The organism is Methanohalophilus halophilus (assembly GCF_001889405.1).
GTDB classification, from domain to species: domain Archaea; phylum Halobacteriota; class Methanosarcinia; order Methanosarcinales; family Methanosarcinaceae; genus Methanohalophilus; species Methanohalophilus halophilus.
On record NZ_CP017921.1, the window covers coordinates 81,363 to 99,015 of the forward strand.

19 protein-coding genes are annotated in these 17,653 nt (G+C 38.7%); 11 read left to right on the forward strand and 8 right to left on the reverse strand.

Features of this window, described 5'->3' with window-relative positions:
• Window positions 1-219 precede the first annotated feature (219 nt).
• The 4 genes from BHR79_RS00410 (at window position 220) to BHR79_RS10365 (ending at window position 5,469) form a co-directional block, all read left to right on the forward strand.
• Complete coding sequence (locus BHR79_RS00410; protein WP_159429240.1) at window positions 220-1,344, forward strand: ABC transporter substrate-binding protein; 1,125 nt, start codon at window positions 220-222, stop codon at window positions 1,342-1,344.
• A gap of 17 nt (window positions 1,345-1,361) precedes the next feature.
• Window positions 1,362-2,435 carry a FecCD family ABC transporter permease gene (locus BHR79_RS00415; RefSeq protein WP_072560239.1) on the forward strand — a complete coding sequence of 358 codons (1,074 nt, stop codon included), beginning with the start codon at window positions 1,362-1,364 and terminating at the stop codon, window positions 2,433-2,435.
• Complete coding sequence (locus BHR79_RS00420; RefSeq protein WP_072560241.1) at window positions 2,435-3,187, forward strand: ABC transporter ATP-binding protein; 753 nt, start codon at window positions 2,435-2,437, stop codon at window positions 3,185-3,187. The genes BHR79_RS00415 and BHR79_RS00420 overlap by 1 nt, the downstream gene beginning before the upstream one ends.
• A gap of 146 nt (window positions 3,188-3,333) precedes the next feature.
• The gene (locus BHR79_RS10365; RefSeq protein WP_083432973.1) at window positions 3,334-5,469 is read left to right on the forward strand and encodes a histidine kinase N-terminal 7TM domain-containing protein; all 2,136 of its coding nucleotides are present in this window, start codon (window positions 3,334-3,336) and stop codon (window positions 5,467-5,469) included.
• Window positions 5,470-5,505: 36 nt separating this feature from the next.
• Here BHR79_RS10365 and BHR79_RS00440 read toward each other — a convergent pair whose 3' ends face one another.
• Window positions 5,506-6,321, reverse strand: a complete 816-nt coding sequence (locus BHR79_RS00440; protein WP_072560243.1) for an FTR1 family iron permease — start codon at window positions 6,319-6,321, stop codon at window positions 5,506-5,508.
• Window positions 6,322-6,535: 214 nt separating this feature from the next.
• Here BHR79_RS00440 and BHR79_RS10775 point away from each other — a divergent pair, with 214 nt between their 5' ends.
• The 3 genes from BHR79_RS10775 to BHR79_RS00450 all read left to right on the forward strand — a co-directional run bounded on the left by BHR79_RS10775 (window position 6,536) and on the right by BHR79_RS00450 (window position 7,788).
• Window positions 6,536-6,667: a hypothetical protein gene (locus BHR79_RS10775; protein ID WP_268766003.1), complete on the forward strand. Its 132-nt coding sequence runs from the start codon at window positions 6,536-6,538 to the stop codon at window positions 6,665-6,667.
• Window positions 6,668-6,905: 238 nt separating this feature from the next.
• Window positions 6,906-7,496, forward strand: coding sequence for a GxxExxY protein (locus BHR79_RS00445; RefSeq protein WP_072560245.1), 591 nt, complete (start codon window positions 6,906-6,908; stop codon window positions 7,494-7,496).
• Between the two features lie 16 nt (window positions 7,497-7,512).
• Window positions 7,513-7,788, forward strand: coding sequence for a hypothetical protein (locus tag BHR79_RS00450; protein WP_072560247.1), 276 nt, complete (start codon window positions 7,513-7,515; stop codon window positions 7,786-7,788).
• A 44-nt stretch (window positions 7,789-7,832) separates the two neighbouring features.
• Here the strand turns inward: BHR79_RS00450 and BHR79_RS00455 are convergent, their stop codons facing one another.
• The 3 genes from BHR79_RS00455 to BHR79_RS00465 form a co-directional block, all read right to left on the reverse strand.
• Entirely contained in the window at window positions 7,833-8,678 is an 846-nt protein-coding gene (locus tag BHR79_RS00455; protein ID WP_072560249.1) for a hypothetical protein, read from the reverse strand.
• A 167-nt stretch (window positions 8,679-8,845) separates the two neighbouring features.
• On the reverse strand, window positions 8,846-9,307 hold the full coding sequence (locus tag BHR79_RS00460; protein WP_072560250.1) for an AN1-type zinc finger protein: 462 nt from the start codon (window positions 9,305-9,307) through the stop codon (window positions 8,846-8,848).
• A gap of 43 nt (window positions 9,308-9,350) precedes the next feature.
• Window positions 9,351-9,800 (reverse strand): hypothetical protein, encoded by a 450-nt coding sequence (locus BHR79_RS00465; protein WP_072560252.1) that lies wholly within the window; start codon window positions 9,798-9,800, stop codon window positions 9,351-9,353.
• Window positions 9,801-10,115: 315 nt separating this feature from the next.
• Here BHR79_RS00465 and purB point away from each other — a divergent pair, with 315 nt between their 5' ends.
• On the forward strand, window positions 10,116-11,459 hold the full coding sequence (purB, locus tag BHR79_RS00470; RefSeq protein ID WP_072560253.1) for an adenylosuccinate lyase: 1,344 nt from the start codon (window positions 10,116-10,118) through the stop codon (window positions 11,457-11,459).
• An 8-nt stretch (window positions 11,460-11,467) separates the two neighbouring features.
• Entirely contained in the window at window positions 11,468-12,055 is a 588-nt protein-coding gene (locus BHR79_RS00475) for an FmdE family protein (protein WP_072560255.1), read from the forward strand.
• Window positions 12,056-12,060: 5 nt separating this feature from the next.
• Here BHR79_RS00475 and BHR79_RS00480 read toward each other — a convergent pair whose 3' ends face one another.
• From BHR79_RS00480 to BHR79_RS00490, 3 genes are all read right to left on the reverse strand, one after another.
• Window positions 12,061-12,246 carry a hypothetical protein gene (locus BHR79_RS00480; protein ID WP_129597019.1) on the reverse strand — a complete coding sequence of 62 codons (186 nt, stop codon included), beginning with the start codon at window positions 12,244-12,246 and terminating at the stop codon, window positions 12,061-12,063.
• A gap of 85 nt (window positions 12,247-12,331) precedes the next feature.
• A complete protein-coding gene (uvrA, locus tag BHR79_RS00485; RefSeq protein WP_072560259.1) occupies window positions 12,332-15,157 on the reverse strand; it encodes an excinuclease ABC subunit UvrA in 2,826 nt (941 codons plus the stop codon).
• Window positions 15,158-15,275: 118 nt separating this feature from the next.
• Window positions 15,276-15,479 carry a DUF378 domain-containing protein gene (locus BHR79_RS00490; protein WP_072560261.1) on the reverse strand — a complete coding sequence of 68 codons (204 nt, stop codon included), beginning with the start codon at window positions 15,477-15,479 and terminating at the stop codon, window positions 15,276-15,278.
• A gap of 291 nt (window positions 15,480-15,770) precedes the next feature.
• Here BHR79_RS00490 and BHR79_RS00495 point away from each other — a divergent pair, with 291 nt between their 5' ends.
• Both BHR79_RS00495 and BHR79_RS00500 read left to right on the forward strand, forming a co-directional pair.
• Complete coding sequence (locus tag BHR79_RS00495; RefSeq protein WP_072560263.1) at window positions 15,771-16,796, forward strand: DUF21 domain-containing protein; 1,026 nt, start codon at window positions 15,771-15,773, stop codon at window positions 16,794-16,796.
• Window positions 16,797-16,835: 39 nt separating this feature from the next.
• Window positions 16,836-17,264, forward strand: coding sequence for a desulfoferrodoxin family protein (locus tag BHR79_RS00500; RefSeq protein ID WP_072560265.1), 429 nt, complete (start codon window positions 16,836-16,838; stop codon window positions 17,262-17,264).
• 27 nt (window positions 17,265-17,291) lie between these two features.
• Here the strand turns inward: BHR79_RS00500 and BHR79_RS00505 are convergent, their stop codons facing one another.
• A complete protein-coding gene (locus BHR79_RS00505) occupies window positions 17,292-17,588 on the reverse strand; it encodes a carboxymuconolactone decarboxylase family protein (RefSeq protein WP_072560267.1) in 297 nt (98 codons plus the stop codon).
• Window positions 17,589-17,653 lie beyond the last annotated feature (65 nt).

A 17,653-nucleotide genomic window follows, 5' to 3' on the forward strand; every position in this document is an offset into this window, starting at 1 on the left:
TTTTTTGTTTTATAGTGCTAAAAAATACAAAAACAATCATGAATAATACGCAACAAATATTTATAGAATTAACTGCTACGAAATTGAATAATAATAGCACTTGATATGACATTATGATCAATTATTGTATACTATTAATTTGAAGATGATCGTATGAATAGAACAAAAATATTACTCACACTGGCAATATTAGGAATTTTTCTAGCATCCTGTGGATGCATGGATTCCTCAGAACCAGAAAATAAAGGAAATGAGGGAGATAATGGAGTGTTAACCATAACCGATTCTTATGGAAGACAAGTAGTAGTTGCCAACGAGATTGAACATACTATCTGTATAGGGGCAGGCACACTACGTTATCTGTGTTATCTAGGGGAACAGGATACAATTGTCGGAGTTGAAGACATAGAACAATGGAAAGAATCTATTGAGTCTCCTGAAAGACCATACAGGATCGCAAATCCCCAGTTCGGAGATTCTGAAAAATATCCCTATATTGGTGCTTTCAGGGGTAAGTATGACGCAGAATCCATACTGACCCTCAACCCTGCCCCGGATGTCATATTCTATAGTTTCTCCAATGCCGAAGATGCAGAAAAGTTATCTTCTGATGTCGGAATACCGGTAGTTGGTCTGAATTATGGTAATACCGGGGATGGAAACATGAAGCAATCCCTCCAGATTATGGGCAAGGTAATGGACAGAGAACAAAGAGCAAACGAAGTAATAACTTTCTTTGAAGAAGAAATTGCCGAACTCAATGAAAGAACTAAGGATAAAGAAACTCCCACTGCATATATAGCAGGAATTAGTTACCGGGGCTCACACGGCATTCTTTCCACACAGCCGGATTATCCTCCTTTTGAATATGTTAATGTCAACAACGTAGCCTCGAAAATCGGAAAAACCGGAGAATGGCAAGGCTATCAGGTAGGAGATGATGCCCTTTTTAATTGGGATTCCAAGCCGGGCATAGATTATATGTTCGTTGATCTGGGCACCTATGATTTTTCGGAGAATGGGAACACTCATACCAACGAAAAATACGGCATTGATTCTTTTGCAGCCGGCGGGGTTTATGCTGAGCTGGATGCAGCAAAAGCCGGCAAACTATACGGAGTGATGCCTTACAACTGGTACACAACAAACCACGGAAATGTGCTTGCAGATGCATGGTATGTAGGAAAAGTTGTCTATCCTTCAGAATTCCAGGACGTGAACACTCAGGAAAAAGCAAATGAGATCTATTCATTCCTCTATGCCGAATCGCCTGTAAATGAGGATATCTACGAAACTATGACCGACAACTTCGGTCATGAGTTTGGACAGATTTCTTTTGAATAATACTATCAGGGGATTACATGGAATATTACTGCAAAAAATATGAGGATGAAGTGGAGACACTTCCTGAAAAGTACAGAAGTTACATTGGCAGAAAAGTTTCCTTTATCCTCATTTCAATATTGTTGACCGGCACAATATTCCTGTATTCCCTTTCAGTAGGCAATGCCGACCTTACAATCTTTGACATAACCCGCACGATACTTGGAATGCCAACTGAATTAACACATTCCAAATCAATTATCTGGAATCTGAGAATACCCCGTGCTATTGCTGCAATAATTGCAGGTGTCGCCCTTTCGATATCAGGGGTCGTATTGCAATCCATCCTGCGCAATCCTCTTGGATCTCCCTATACACTGGGAATATCCCATGCAGCCGCTTTTGGAGCCACACTTTCAATCCTGGCAGGTACACGCAACTGGCTGCCGATGCTCGATTTGCCTTACATGACAACGCTTTTCGCTTTTGCTTTTTCCCTGATATCAACTTTAACAATCCTGGCAATTGCAAAATACAAAAATGCAACCCCGGAAGTGCTTATACTTGTTGGAGTGGCATTGAGTTCATTACTTACAGCTGCCACTATGTTGTTACAGTTTTTTGCAGATGACTCGGAACTACCGGAAATAGTGTTCTGGACATTCGGAGATCTTGGAAGGGCTTACTGGGAGAGTATCTACATAATGGGGTTTATCACACTGCTATCTTCAGCCTATTTCCTCTATAACCGCTGGAATTATAATGCGATTGATGCAGGAGATGAGGTAGCCAGGGGACTGGGAGTGAATGTTGACAGAGTGCGTCTGACAGGAATGCTTGTGGCATCACTGACAACTGCAGCAGCTGTGTCTTTTCTTGGGATAATAGGATTTGTTGGACTGGTGTGCCCGCATATCGCCCGCCGGTTTGTAGGAGATGACCAGCGCTTCCTGATACCTTCTGCCTGTATTGTAGGTGCGGTTCTTCTGCTTGCTTCTGACGTTGCAGCACGCCTGATAATTGCACCCTATGTACTCCCCGTAGGAATAATTACTGCATTCATGGGGGCACCTTTATTCCTGTATCTGCTTATCCGGGGGTATAGCCACTAATGCTCAAAATAAGAGAACTTCAGTTTGACTATAAAAAAAGGGAAGTACTCAAGGAAATTGAATTTGATCTCAAACCCGGGGAAGTACTGACAATCCTGGGACCTAATGGTGTAGGGAAAACCACATTGCTTCGATGTATCAACACAATTCTTGCTCCAAAATCCGGAAGTATAATTGTAGAAGGGGAAAATGTTCTGGAACTTCCCCGTATAGAAATAGCAAAAAGGCTCGGCTATGTTCCCCAGAATACCGAACCCAGTCGTCTGACAGCATTTGATGCGATATTACTGGGGAGGAGACCTCACATCGAATGGGGCATGAAAGAAAAAGACATGAAAATTACCCGTCAGGTAATATCAGATATGGGGATGGAAGAGCTTGCATTGCGCTACATTGATGAAATGAGTGGTGGCGAACTGCAAAAAGTAAGCCTTGCACGTGCATTGGTGCAACAACCCCGAATACTCCTGCTGGATGAACCCACAAGCAGCCTGGACCTGAAAAACCAGCTGGGTATCCTGAATACTGTTGTAGAAGTTGCCAGAAAAGAACACGTTTCAGCAGTAATAACCATGCATGATATAAATCTGGCAATTAGATATTCCGATCGTTATGTCCTTATTAAAGATGGGGAAGTTTTTGCACACGGAAAGGAAGAAGTAATCACACCTGAAAATATCGAAGCAGTGTATGGGGTCAAAGTGACTATTGGAGAAGTCAATGGCTACAGGGTAATCGTGCCTGTTGAGTAAGATTCACATATATTTCTGAATACTATGTAAATTCTATATATAATAGTAGTAATATATAAGTAAAATGGATACTTATTTTTCATTTATAGATACATTACAGGTGGCTTATATTATCCCTTCAATGAGGTGTGGCTATCACTTTACAAATGACTCCCTACGCTCTAATATTATTAGTATCAACGATTATATCCGCGTTTGTAGCATTGACAGTGTGGTATAGACGTACCTCTGCCGGAGGGTTTACCCTTTTTTTTCTGATGCTTGCAATTATAGAATGGCAACTTTGCGGAGCCTTTGAATCAATTGTTACAAGCTTGCCTGCAAAAATCTTCTGGTCAAAGGTTTGTTACATAGGATCACTGGCTACACCTTTGTTGCTGTTTATTTTTGCAATCCAATATACAAAAATGGAAAAATGGCTTACCCGAAAAAACATTGCCTTGCTTTGCACGATACCAGCTGCCATATTCATCCTTACATTGACCAACGAATGGCATAGCTTGATATGGACAAGTTATACACCGGCATCTGCATTCAATACTATTATTTACGGTCATGGACCGGGATTCTGGATAATGATAGCATACAACTACCTGATATTGCTAGTTGCCACACTGATATTATTGTTTTCAGGAAAATCTTCCAGAAAAATATATCGTCAACAGTTAGAACTGATTATTGTTGCTCTTGCATTTCCATGGGCAGGAAATATCTTATACCTATTAGATATGGGACCTTTCCCCGGACAGGATCTTACAATCGTAGGATTCACCCTGACAGGACTTATTCTTTCATTCAACCTCCACCAATTCAAATTCCTTGACCTGGTCCCCATGGCTCGTGATCGGTTAATGGAAAAAATGAATGACGGAATCATAGTTGTTGACAATAAAGAACGTATAGTGGACGTAAACCCTGCAGCAAAAGAGATATTCAGCAACAAACCAGAAAAATTGCTCGGCAAAAATATAGGACAACTGTTTCCTGACCTGAACACTAAAATAGAGAGAAATGATCTGTTTGAGAATGTATCCAGGGAGCAGGAGATATGGAGAAATGGATTGAAAAGCACCTATAATATCAATATTACTCCACTTGACGATAAACAAGGAAATCCTTTCGGGAAACTTATTCTGTTACATAATATTTCGGAGCTGAAGAAAACTGAAGAAATACTGCGTGAAAGTGAGGAAAAATATCGTGCAATCGTAAACAATACCCATGAGATGGTCTACATCTATTGCGGAGAACGGTTTCTGTTTGTAAATGATAGGATCTGCGAAATTACAGGTTATACAAGAGAGGAAATCGACAATATGAAAGTGCTTGACCTGGTGCACCCTGAGGAAAAGGAAAAAATCAGGCAAATCATACAAAAAAGGGCTGACTGCGAGGATGCACCCGCAACTCTTGAAACCTGTATAGTTACCAAAAATAGGGAAAAAAGGCAGGTAGAAATTGCAATAAGCAATATTACATATGAAGGCCAGTATGCGGCACTTGGCTCAGCCAGGGATATTACTGAAAGGAAAGAAAACGAAAATGTGCTTGTACAGGCAAAAATGAAAGCAGAAGAAGCAGACCGCACTAAATCCGAGTTCATGACCACCATGAGCCATGAGCTCAGAACACCCCTGAATTCAATTATTGGTTTTTCTCAAATGCTTCTTGAAGTTCCCGATAGTGAACTTTCCAATGCCCAGAACAAATATGCTTCTAACATCCTGAAAAGTGGGGAAAATCTCTTACATCTCATCAACGACATATTGGATATTTCCAGAGTTGAAGCAGGAAAAAAAGAGGTTGAAGCGGAATATTTTGATATTCACCAAGCACTCGATGACGTGGAGATGCTAATACATCCCCTCGCCTTAAAGAAAAACATAGAAGTCATTATCGATTGTGAAAATGCAAATAATTTACTCTATGCGGACATGGTCATGTTCAAACAAGTCATGTACAATCTTCTCAACAATGCAATCAAGTTCACTGCAGAAAAAGGAAAAGTATCTGTCACAGCCAAGTCCGGAGAAAATGAGACAAGTATATCGATAATCGATAATGGAATCGGCATACCTGAAGATAAAAAGGAAATGATCTTTGAGCCATTCAAGCAAATTGATTCTGCAAAAAACAGAAGATATGAAGGTACAGGGCTGGGTTTGGCTCTTGTAAGAAATTATGTGGAAATGCATGGAGGTAACGTGCGGGTCGAAAGTGAAGAAGGAAAAGGCAGCACCTTTATTTTCACAATTCCACAACAGGATATTCCTGGTAAATAAAAATGTATATTCCAGATGGAATATGTGTTTACAGCATTATGTAGTCTGCACAGTACCGTTTTTACTCTTTGAATTCAAACCTTTTATGCCAATACCAAGTGCTACATAGTAACCTATGTATGAAATTACTTCCAGCAATGAAGGGTTTCCATTATACCCGAACAAGGACTTCAGCAATGACCCTGCAATTCCATCTTCACTCAATATGTGGTTAATATCCCACAGATGTTCATTGAATACCGGAATGAGAGCCGCTTCCTGAAGTTCATGGATACCATGGGCAGTGAGTCCTGCAGCAAAGAGTATCAGGAAAACACTGGTAAGATTGAAAAACATACCCAAATTCAGGTGATATGAGGATTTGAATACCAGATACGCTATGACCACAGAAACGGCCAGTCCCAGCAAACCGCCGTAAAGAACGGTACTTGTTTCTGTGTTCATTGCCGCAGCACCCATAAAGAGTACCGTTTCAATACCTTCTCTGAATACAGACACAAAAGCCAGACCCATCAAGCCATATTCTGTTTTGGAATCTACATTCTTGCGTATATTTGCAGATATATTACTGCTTTCTTTGAGCATCCATATGATCATTGACGTGAGCACAAGAGCTGCAAGCAACATCACTACTCCTTCAAAAAGTGCCTCATTCCTGCCTTCAAATTCAATTGCAAGTATATTGAAAGTCACTGCAGCCAGCAAACTGCTAAGAATACCAAGGCCCACACCGGCATATACATACTTATTCACATAATCTCTGTTTGTTTGTACTAGGTAACCCAGAATAACTCCCACAATCAAAAGGGCTTCCAGGCCTTCCCTGAATGTAATCATAAAGCTTTCCAACATGTTTGTTCTCCTGTAATATTTAGGTACCCCTAATTAACATTGTGAACTATATAAAAGTTAGGGTTCCCATAAATATAACCGGTATTAAAATCGAAACTGGGGATAATGGACCATAAATTCAGCCGTTTAAATTCCAGACCAATGTCAAAGAATTAATGTTACAAACCCAAACATAATTAATAATAAAAAGTATATTAATATAACTGGGAAAGACATGCTCATTATAAGGAAAAATGGAAACACTAAAAGAGGAAATGGGCGGCTTAAATCTGAAATTGAACATATAAAAGAACCATATCTCGAAAAAATAGAAGAAATAAAGAAAAAATACGATATTGAGGAGTGAGAACCTTATTTATTCAATGGTGTGAAATTGACATGGATATTGTTGAATACTTTCTTAAATAAGAAATAGTAATATTTATATAATGTATTGACACACCTTACTTTCATAAATGTTGCAAGGTGTTTTGATAAATGCTATCAGCTGATGATGCGATTGAAGCTATTGTATTAATTTTTGTTATTTTAGTAGGTGGATACGTAATATATTACGTGGCAAAAACACTAATTGGGTTCTGAATATGCAATCAACAGATTTATTAATATTTTTTGGAATTATTGTTCTTATTATTACAGTATCTCTTTTCAGTAAATCTGGTTCTAATTCATCAATCAATAAGAAACATAATAAACCAAAGTATGAAAATAAATCTCCAAACCTGAATACTAATACATCTTCAACATACACTTCTGATGAGATGTTTAATAATGTGGTTAATTTCCTTCAAAATGAAGTTGTATTAAGACGTGGTAAGACAAAGAATGAGAAGGACTATCAGGATGATTTATACCAACGTATGAGTGTCCTGACAGAACGATATGGATATGAAGTTGATTATGAATCCACAAATAATAGACATAGGGTTGATTTTTCCATTGATGATAGAATTGGAATTGAGCTAAAGGTTCATCATGGTGGCACATTAGTTAAAAAACAATTATTCAACCAAATTACTGATTACGCAAAATATTACGATATGATAATTGGACTTGTATTGAATAAAAATGATAAAGATACAAATGAAGAATTGAAAAATGATATTAAATCAAAACTATTGGAACAGAACGTAATATCAGAAGACAACTACAAAATTGTTGTAATAGATATTTGAATTCGGAGTGGAAAACATGGTTGATAAAAAATCAAAGAAACAACCGAAAACATCTAAAGGCAAGATGAATAAGATGATGACAGGGGATGGAAGAAAAAATCCAGCTAAAGAGTTTGCAAAACAAATGGGATTAGATACATCAAAGAAATCTAAAAAAGAACCCACAACTGCAAAAGGTATGTTAAGTAAAACACTTACCGGAAAAGGAAATCGGAATCCATGTAAACAGTATGCAGAACAGATGGGACTGGATACATCAAAGAAATCAAGAGGTAAGAAAAAGAAGAAATGAGTAATTACATACGAAGATTATAATAAATATCTTCTCGTTTCTTTTTAAAAACATTGTTTCTGAAGAAGTAATCTGCCCGATACTATTAGTCCATAAATCCATCCAATCAGATGAGATTCCCAACCTGTAGTTCTAGATGGAATAAATGATTCATAGGGTATAATAAAAATAATTATAAAGGCCAATGTATAAAATCCTATTTTAAAATTACCTAACATTTTTGTTTTTGAATTTTCCAACAGTATAGAAATCACATTTTCTATTTTTGATTTTTTAGAAAATCTTTGTTCTATATACAATAAAGGCAATATTATTAACATTGGCACTATAAATAGCAAAATGTATGAAGGAACTGATATATTAGATAGAGATAAAAATAAAAAAATGGATAGTATATTAATTGGAATGAAAATAAAAACATGATATACGTTTATTGGAAGATGGTATTTATCCTTAACATATCGATATGATGCAAAAAACAAGTAACCCTGTAAACATTTTACAATTCCTGATAGGCCCATACCGCTTTCGATGAAAGGTATTAGAAGGAAAGAATTTACAATCGGAAAGATTAGAAGACATCTAATCATAAGAGATTTGAACTTCTTTTTATCTTCAATATACTGAAAACTCATTATGAGAAATAATGAATACAATATAATATTTTCAAATAAATGAACAAAATTTATATGCGTATAACTTGACAGAAATATATTTGTATTTAAATTCGAAGTGTCTAAAATAAAATATCGCACAAAAATAGGTTTAATTTCTGGATGGGACGATGCTAAGTACTGATAGAATAAATAAATTGCCAAAACCAATGCAATAACAGAATATAAATAAAATATACGCTCTTTTTTTGGTAATAATTTATTTATAGATATCATCTTTACTAAAAGATAATTCTATATTATAAAAATCTTTTACATTTTTATATCTATAAATTACAATATTGGAAATTATATGAATAGAAAACAATGAATACACTTTCAAAAAATCTACGCATATTATATCCTAAATTCCCCATTTCATAATGCAGGTGTACTATGATAAATTATATGAATAAATAATATACGATTGCAATTAAGATTACAAGTATCATTAATAAAAGAATCTTATTGTTCAAAATCCAATTTCTTCGGGATGGATTATATATTTCATTTATTTGTGTACTGGGAGTAGGTGTTCTATAACTGATTCGAGCTTCATCTGATTTACTATTTACTGGATAATTTCTTCTCAAAATCGGTTGAACTACTTCATAAGGATCATAGTCAACTTTGGATTTCTGTCTAGACTTGAACTCCTCATATGAAACAGGGCATTCATGTTTTTCTGGCAATCGATGATTCACACAAAAAGAATGTCCACAACGTTTACATTTGAATAAGAACCCTTCCCTTTCTGTGTTGACTCTTTTTTCACCACCAGTTTCATAAGAATATTTCATATTTGTTGGTGATTCGCTACAATACCAACATTTATTCTTATCTTCTTTGTTATTACCTGAAGACATAATTGCCCCAATAAAATCAGCATGTTGTCAAACAATACTATATTCAATTTTTACCTTTAATGGATTTGAATATATCACCTACTTTGGAAGCTAATTTTTCAGATAGAGATTTTGGTTTCGATACCGATAGTGGTTGTTTGTAAAATGTTGTTTTATCAGAAGAATAATTGTATTCATTTGTAGAAGGATTTATCACATCTATGTTTGTTTCATACCCTAACGCTATCTTGATGTGCTTAATTTCAGCTTTCAATTTTCTTTTCAGTCTGATTTTTTCATCATTGGGTATCCCGTAATTGTTTTTCACAGATTCCAATTCTGCCGTCTTATTTTCTAAAGTAACGTGTGATATTTCATATTCACTAACAGGCCTTTCAATAGAAGGACTAGGATACTTTATTTTCCATCGTGGAGGTTCATTTATAGGTGATTTTTTTATGTTTTTACCATTTTGTTTCTCTTTCTGTTCTTGTATAACCCTATCAATTCCCATTATGATGCACCCCTGTTTCATATATTTTCAAAGTATTAAAAAATGTAGGTTATGCCAAAATATCACTTAAAACCAAATTGTATAATTGACTGATATTAAGAAAACTTACTTATGATAAATGTCTGTATGGGTATTAATCTACATATTATGTGGAAGATGAAATATAGTCTAAAATTGAGTGAAATAGAGGCATACGATTGAATTATAATTAAAATCGCAAAACCACAGGGTTAATACATAGGTAATTATAATTAAAAACAATCTGTATGCCATTGTAATTAACGCACTGATCCAATTCACAAAAGGAGAATATCAATGGCCATCCATCCCATAGAATATCGATACGGAACCGAGGAAATGAAACATGTCTGGAGTGAAGAGAACCGTCTGGCATGTATCATGAAAGCAGAGGCATCCCTTGCAAAAGCAGAAGCTGATGTGGGATTAATCCCAGAAGATGCTGCTAAGATAATAGAGCAAAGCATTGAAAATGTGGAACTCAAAAGGGTCAAAGAAATCGAAGATGAGATCCACCATGACATGATGGCAATTGTGCTTGCCATCTCCGAAAAATGTGGTGAAGATGCCAGTAAATGGGTACATTTCGGTGCAACATCAAATGATATGCTGGATACAGCCACCGGCCTCCAGATGAAAGACGCCATTGAAGTAATGGAACCCAAAATCAGACAACTACTGGAAGTGCTCCTGCGCCGGGCTGAAGAACACAAAGAAACTGTGTGTGCGGGCAGAACCCACGGACAGATCGGTGTACCAACAACCTATGGACTGCGTTTTGCAATCTGGGCTTCCGAGATTGGCAGGCATATAGAGAGACTTGAACAGCTCAAGCCCAGGGTAGAGGTAGGCCAGATGACCGGCGCTGTCGGCACCCAGGCTGCTTTTGGTGAAAAGGGTATTGAAATCCAGAAAAAAGCGATGGAATATCTTGGTATCACAGGTGTGGATGTCTCCAACCAGATTATCCAGAGGGACCGTCATGCTGAATTTGTCATGTGGATGGCAAATGTCGTAACAACACTGGATAAAATTGGTGTTGAATTACGAACACTGCAGAGAAGTGAACTTGCAGAAGTAGAGGAAAGTTTCGGCAAAAAACAGGTAGGTTCCTCTACAATGCCCCATAAACGCAACCCCATCAAATCCGAACAGATCTGCGGGCTTGCAAGAATTGTACGCTCCATGATTGAACCTGAACTTATGAATAATACATTATGGGACGAGAGGGATCTTACAAACTCTTCATGTGAAAGGGTTGTTTTCCCGGAAACGTGTGTATTAACCGACCACATCCTGAAACTCGGTATCCGTGTGACCGATAACCTGCGCTTCTACCCGGAAAACATCAAGCGTAATCTTGAATTGCTCAAAGGACTAAATATGGGCGAAGCTGTCATGATAGAACTTGCAAAAAGAGGTGTCGGCAGGCAGGAAGCCCATGAAATCGTACGTACAGCTGCCATGCAGGCCCATGAGAGCGGAAAACACCTGCGTGAAACCCTACTTGCAAATAAAGAGGTATCCGGCTATCTTAATGAGAAGGATATCGAAAAACTTGTTGATCCTTACAGATATACCGGTACTGCCGTCAAGCAAGTTGAAATTACAGTTGAAAAATTAAGAAAACAATACCTATGAGGAATTTAATGGAAATTGAAGACGCAATAAAGTTTCACGGCCATCTTTGTCCCGGCTTATCCCTGGGATTCAGGGCTGCAAAAACAGCAGAGGAACACTTCAAAAACATAAGGGCAGAAGACGAAGAGCTCGTTTGCATAGTTGAAAACAAGTCATGCTCTGTGGATGCCATACAGGTGGTTAATGGATGCACCTTCGGTAAAGGTAATCTGATATACCGTGATTTTGGAAAACATGCATACACTTTCTTCAATCGGGGAAATGATAAAGCTCTGCGACTTGTGGTAAAACCTGATGGGATGAAAAATGATGAAGAACATCAGAACCTGTTTCCAAAGATCAGAGAAGGCATTGCTACAGAAGAGGAAAAGAAACAATTCAAGCAAAAACATGAAGAAAAATCCCATGAAGTCCTGAACATGCCTCTTGAAGAGCTGTTCAAAATTGAGGAAATCGAAATAAAACCACCTGAAAAGGCAGTTATTTTCCAGACCCTCATCTGCAGCGAATGCGGCGAAGGAATGATGGAAAGCCGGGCAAGAGTTATGAACGGCAACTATTACTGCCTTCCCTGCTTTGAAAAATATGATATATGAAGGAATCAGCGATCAAGCTCTTCCTTCTCTTTTTCATCCCTTAGTATTTTGCATAGTGTCTTCTTATATTCTATCTGGGTTTTAAACCTGGCCACATCAGGAGTAGGCTCCCTGCCTTCCTGATGTGACATAATATCCCCAAGATATTCGAGGTCATTCTTGATATTCTTGCAACGGATTTTTCTTACCATACATACACCCCCGGTAAACCCGGTAACCAGTATTTTAGTCATGTAAATTTTTTCCTGAAAGAAAATAAACCTTGTGGCCGAATTTTCAGGAGAGAATATTTTTCAAAAATTCACCTGTATAGGAACCTTCGACCTTTGCCACATTTTCAGGCACTCCTTCTGCAACAACACGTCCTCCACCTTCTCCACCTTCAGGACCAAGGTCAATAATCCAATCTGCAACCTTTATAACATCCAGATTGTGCTCTATGACAATTACTGTATTGCCTCCCTCTACAAGGCGCTGGAGCACTTCAAGTAACTTCCTGACATCATCAAAATGCAATCCGGTGGTTGGTTCATCAAGAATATACACTGTTTGGCCGGTAGAGCGTTTACTCAGTTCAGTAGCAAGTTTGACACGCTGGGCTTCCCCTCCTGAAAGCGTAGTTGAAGACTGGCCTAGTTTGATGTAGCCCAGACCAACGTCAAAAAGCGTTTGTAACTTACGTTTTATTTTTGGAACATTCTCAAAAAAACCAAGAGCTTCTTCCACGGTCATATCCAGTACATCGGCTATGCTTTTATCCTTGTAAGTGACCTCAAGGGTTTCCCTGTTATACCGTTTGCCATGACAGACTTCACAGGGCACATAAACATCGGGCAAAAAGTGCATTTCAATAGTGATTATTCCCTCCCCGCCACAGGTCTCACAACGGCCTCCACGTACATTGAAACTGAAACGACCCGGTTTATAGCCGCGGGATTTGGAAAGTTTTGTCTGGGCAAATAATTCACGTATGGGTGTGAAGAGATTGGTATAGGTAGCCGGATTGGATCTGGGAGTCCTGCCAATGGGAGACTGGTCTATTGTAATTACCTTATCAACATTTTCAAGACCTTCGATAGCGGAATATTTTCCGGTTCTCTCCCTGGCACGATTGAGTTTGCGGGCTAACACTTTATTCAGGGTTTCATTGATAAGTGTACTTTTACCTGACCCTGAAACCCCGGTTACACATATCATTACAGAAAGAGGAAATTCCACATCAATTTCCTTGAGATTGTTTTCACCAGCTCCTATCAATTTTATGAAACCCTCAGGAGTACGCCTTTCCGACGGAACCGGAATCTTTAGTTTCCTCTCAAGGTATTTCCCTGTGAGAGAATCCGGGTTTTGCATAATTTCCAAAGGAGTTCCCTCCGCTACCAGACCACCTCCATGAATACCAGCTCCGGGCCCCATATCCACAACATGATCGGCGCTCATTATTGTTTCTTCATCATGCTCCACAACAATAACGGTGTTACCGATATCACGTAAGTGTTTGAGAGTGTTGATAAGCCTTAGATTATCCCGCTGATGCAAACCAATACTCGGTTCATCCAGAATGTACAGTACTCCCATCAGGCTGGAACCTATCTGGGTGGCAAGACGGATACGCTGGGCCTCCCCTCCCGAAAGAGTGGATGCTGAACGACTCAAAGTTAGATAATCAAGACCCACATCAACCAAAAAACCCAGTCTGGACTTAATTTCTTTCAATATCAGGCGGGCTATGGTAAATTCCCGCTGGTTCAGGTGAAGTTCCAGTTTTTCAAAGAAATGGAGACAATCCTCAATAGACATATGAGTTGTCTGGATTATATTGAACCCGTCTATGAAAACAGACAGATTGGCTGGCTTGAGCCTTTCACCTTCACAGGCCGGACATGGTTTGGTGCTTATATACCGTTTGAGCCGGTCCTTGGTATTCTCTGAATCTGTGCGATTGTATATCTTGGAAATGGCAGCAATTACACCTTTAAAGCGACTGTTGCGTTTCCAGATACCTCCACCTTTACCGGTATGGACCATCGGGACCTTGGTAGCCGTCCCATAGAGAATCATATTCTGATACTGTGGCTCCAGATCTTCAAACGGAGCATCCATAGAAAATCCGAAATGATCAGCAAGAGACTGGAGAGACTGCATGTAATAGCCATCTTTTCTCGTACCCCACGGTTCAACTGCTCCTTCATTGAGAGACAGGGAACTGTCAGGGATTATTAGGTCCGGATCGAATTCCATAGAAGTTCCCAGGCCGTGACATACATCACATGCTCCCTGGGGGCTGTTAAAGGAAAACATGGCAGGCTCCAGCTCCTCAAAACCGCTACCACAATGAGGACAGGCGAGTTTTTCGCTGAAGACAAATTCGTCACCATCGACAATATCAGCTATAACAATACCGCCACTTCTGGCAAGGGCCTGTTCCACTGAATCAGAGAGGCGCTCTTCTATTCCTTCTTTGATGGAAAGCCTGTCAACCACAATTTCGATATTATGTTTATTGTAGCGCCCCAATTCCAGGGAATCAGCTTCATCTAGCCGGGTTATCTCCCCATCCACACGTGCACGGGAATAACCGTCAGAACGGATGTCAGCGAGAAGTTTCCTGTATTCCCCTTTACGCTCCCGTACAACAGGCGCCAAGATGTGTAGTTTGGTTTTTGCAGGGAATTTCATTATGTTGTCCACAATCTGGTCAACACTCTGGGGCTCGATTGTACGTCCACAATCCGGGCAGTGGCGAACCCCTATACGGGCAAACAGCAATCTCAGGTAATCGTATATCTCGGTAACGGTACCCACGGTAGAGCGGGGATTCTTGCTGGTGGTTTTCTGTTCGATGGAAATAGCAGGAGATAGACCTTCAATGTATTCAACATCGGGTTTTTCCATCTGCCCCAGGAATTGCCGGGCATATGATGAAAGCGATTCAACATAGCGACGCTGGCCTTCGGCATAGATCGTATCAAAAGCAAGAGATGACTTGCCCGAGCCACTTAAACCCGTGATAACAATCAATTTATCCCTGGGCAACACTACATCAATATTCTTTAAATTGTGCTCTTTGGCACCCTTTATCATTATGTTTTTGAGAGACATGTGTCCTGTAAGTCTAAAAGGTCTTTGAAGATTAGATGTGAAAAGAGAATATTGTAGGGAAGAATTAAAGGTTTGCTATTGCAGAAACGGAGAAATACAAAAAAATAAGACCACCGAATTACTGGTGGTCTTTGCTTGCAAAGTATATCATATACAGGGCAGCCAATCCTACAAGGATATAGACAACACGCGCTATTGCACTATATCCAAAGATAAGTTCTACCAGGTTATAGTCCTGTGATATACCAAACAATCCCCAATTTAACCCCCCAATTACTACAAGAGCAATTGCTATCCAGTCTAATGCTGTTTTCTCAGTCATATTTTTCCCTCACTCAAAACCTATTTTGTATAGGCACATGAATATTACATTAAAAACTATTATAACTTTTGGTTACAGAAAACATAAAAGTTCTAATATAAAATCGAATTCAAAAATGCCTATATTATATTATATTATATTATATTATATATTTCATGAATAGCAACGAAAACTATAAACTATAAACTACAACCTTATTATCTCATGTAATAGAGTGGAAACAATAATTGATTCTGTAAATGCTAGAGTAACTTTAAATATATTGTCACACAATTATAGTGGAAGCAAAATATGGAAATCATAACCTGGGTTCTACTTTTATTTTTTGTCAGTCAATCGGCAATGTTTTCCGGCCTTACTATTGGACTTTTCGGATTGAGCAGGCTGGGATTGGAAACTGAAGCCGAATCAGGCAATAGGGATGCAAGAAAAATACTAAACATCCGAAGGGATTCCAACTATCTTTTAACAACTTTATTATGGGGAAACGTTGCCGTAAATGTTCTGATTGCCCTAATTACAGATTCAATAATGGGTGGTACTGCTGCCTTTGTATTCTCCACTGTCATAATAACCTGTTTTGGTGAGATTATGCCCCAGGCATATTTCACCAGAAAAGCCCTGAAAGCCGGAGCATATCTGACTCCATTAGTCAAGATGTATCAATTAATCCTTTATCCTTTTGCAAAACCTTCGGCAATAATGCTTGACTGGTGGTTGGGGAAAGAGGAAATAATGTTCTTCAAAGAGAGGTCCCTTAAAAAAGTCCTCCAGAGACACATACAGTCTGCAAGATCTGATATCGGTAGTGTAGAGGGCCAGGGTGCTCTTAATTTTTTGACAATGGATGACACAAAGATCACAAAAGAAGGCAACCCAATTGACCCCAAAAGTATTATTCCCCTTCCCACAAAAAACAGAAAACCGGTGTTCCCAGAATTTAAACAAAACCTTGAAGATCCTTTCCTCAAAAAAATCAGCGAATCCGGTAAAAAGTGGATTATCATCACAGATCCAGAGGGAAATCCCATACGTACACTTAACAGTGATGATCTTTTGAGAGATTTAGCCTATGGCAACATAACCATTGATCCTGAAGAGTATTGTCACAGGCCCGTTATCGTAATGTCACCAAAAACCAGGTTAGAGGAAGTAATTCCAAAACTAAGGATGTATCCTGAACACGATAAAGGAGATATTATTGACCAGGACGTGATAATCTACTGGACAGATGAAGATAAAAGAATAATGACGGGCTCGGACATTCTTTCCAGACTGCTCAGAGGAGTTGTAAGGAGAGTGGAGACAACATTCTGAGAAACTATCATATTTTAAAGGTTACAAGCAGGCTAAATTATGAATTCATCGGAAATTATGAAAAATGATAGGTCACACAAATACGACTACCAATCAAAAGAAAGACACATACCTTCTATTGAGGTTCTCAAAAATCATGGCAACAGCGGCAAGGATTACATCCATGTTGTAGTCGGGGAAAATTTGAAACATCCAAACTCGCTGCAGCATCAAATTCAATGGATTGAATTGTATGCACGCACTAAAATGCTGAATACGATCAAGATCGGAAGGGTCAACTTCGCCCCGGGAACTTCACCTGATGCATTATTCAGACTGGTATATTTTGGCAAATACAGAGAGTTCTGCGCCCTTGCATACTGCAATGTTCACGGATTATGGCAAAATTGCATTGAAATAAGAGAAGAACTTCGTTTAACAGCCGGATGCCGCAGAGAAAAATGTTTGCAGGAAGGATTCGGAGTCTAAAATTTAATAACAATGACACCAACAGTTTCATTCATTTGTATTTTCAAAAATCTGATCATATTTCCGGGTCCAGTGTAACTGCGAACCTCCGGCAATAAACATCGAGACTGCAATTGCTTCCGCAATCTCATCCTCGGTTGCACCATTATCTTTTGCGCGGGAAGCATGAATTTCTACACATTTTTCACATCTCATAAGGACCGATGAAGAAACAGCGATCAATTCTTTTGTCTTTGTGTCCAGAGCGCTGTCCTTGAAAAGCGATGCACGCATGTCTGCAAATGCGTTTGCAGTTTCCGGTAATTTATCGGTAAGAAATTTCATTAATTATCTCCTGATAGGTTATAACGAACAAGAATATAGATAATTATTGCTAACTCAAAACAATA

Bases quoted from the DNA above. Each gene is read 5' to 3' on its own strand.
- BHR79_RS00465 (WP_072560252.1), bottom strand. From the start codon at position 9,800: ATGGGAATTGATAGGGTTATACAAGAACAGAAAGAGAAACAAAATGGT.
- BHR79_RS00410 (WP_159429240.1), top strand. From the start codon at position 220: ATGGATTCCTCAGAACCAGAAAATAAAGGAAATGAGGGAGATAATGGA.
- BHR79_RS00475 (WP_072560255.1), top strand. From the start codon at position 11,468: ATGGAAATTGAAGACGCAATAAAGTTTCACGGCCATCTTTGTCCCGGC.
- BHR79_RS00450 (WP_072560247.1), top strand. From the start codon at position 7,513: ATGGTTGATAAAAAATCAAAGAAACAACCGAAAACATCTAAAGGCAAG.
- BHR79_RS00415 (WP_072560239.1), top strand. From the start codon at position 1,362: ATGGAATATTACTGCAAAAAATATGAGGATGAAGTGGAGACACTTCCT.
- BHR79_RS10775 (WP_268766003.1), top strand. From the start codon at position 6,536: ATGCTCATTATAAGGAAAAATGGAAACACTAAAAGAGGAAATGGGCGG.
- BHR79_RS00480 (WP_129597019.1), bottom strand. From the start codon at position 12,246: ATGGTAAGAAAAATCCGTTGCAAGAATATCAAGAATGACCTCGAATAT.
- BHR79_RS00460 (WP_072560250.1), bottom strand. From the start codon at position 9,307: ATGTCTTCAGGTAATAACAAAGAAGATAAGAATAAATGTTGGTATTGT.
- BHR79_RS00445 (WP_072560245.1), top strand. From the start codon at position 6,906: ATGCAATCAACAGATTTATTAATATTTTTTGGAATTATTGTTCTTATT.
- uvrA (WP_072560259.1), bottom strand. From the start codon at position 15,157: ATGTCTCTCAAAAACATAATGATAAAGGGTGCCAAAGAGCACAATTTA.
- BHR79_RS00455 (WP_072560249.1), bottom strand. From the start codon at position 8,678: ATGATATCTATAAATAAATTATTACCAAAAAAAGAGCGTATATTTTAT.
- BHR79_RS00505 (WP_072560267.1), bottom strand. From the start codon at position 17,588: ATGAAATTTCTTACCGATAAATTACCGGAAACTGCAAACGCATTTGCA.
- BHR79_RS00420 (WP_072560241.1), top strand. From the start codon at position 2,435: ATGCTCAAAATAAGAGAACTTCAGTTTGACTATAAAAAAAGGGAAGTA.
- purB (WP_072560253.1), top strand. From the start codon at position 10,116: ATGGCCATCCATCCCATAGAATATCGATACGGAACCGAGGAAATGAAA.
- BHR79_RS00490 (WP_072560261.1), bottom strand. From the start codon at position 15,479: ATGACTGAGAAAACAGCATTAGACTGGATAGCAATTGCTCTTGTAGTA.
- BHR79_RS00495 (WP_072560263.1), top strand. From the start codon at position 15,771: ATGGAAATCATAACCTGGGTTCTACTTTTATTTTTTGTCAGTCAATCG.
- BHR79_RS00500 (WP_072560265.1), top strand. From the start codon at position 16,836: ATGAATTCATCGGAAATTATGAAAAATGATAGGTCACACAAATACGAC.
- BHR79_RS10365 (WP_083432973.1), top strand. From the start codon at position 3,334: ATGACTCCCTACGCTCTAATATTATTAGTATCAACGATTATATCCGCG.
- BHR79_RS00440 (WP_072560243.1), bottom strand. From the start codon at position 6,321: ATGTTGGAAAGCTTTATGATTACATTCAGGGAAGGCCTGGAAGCCCTT.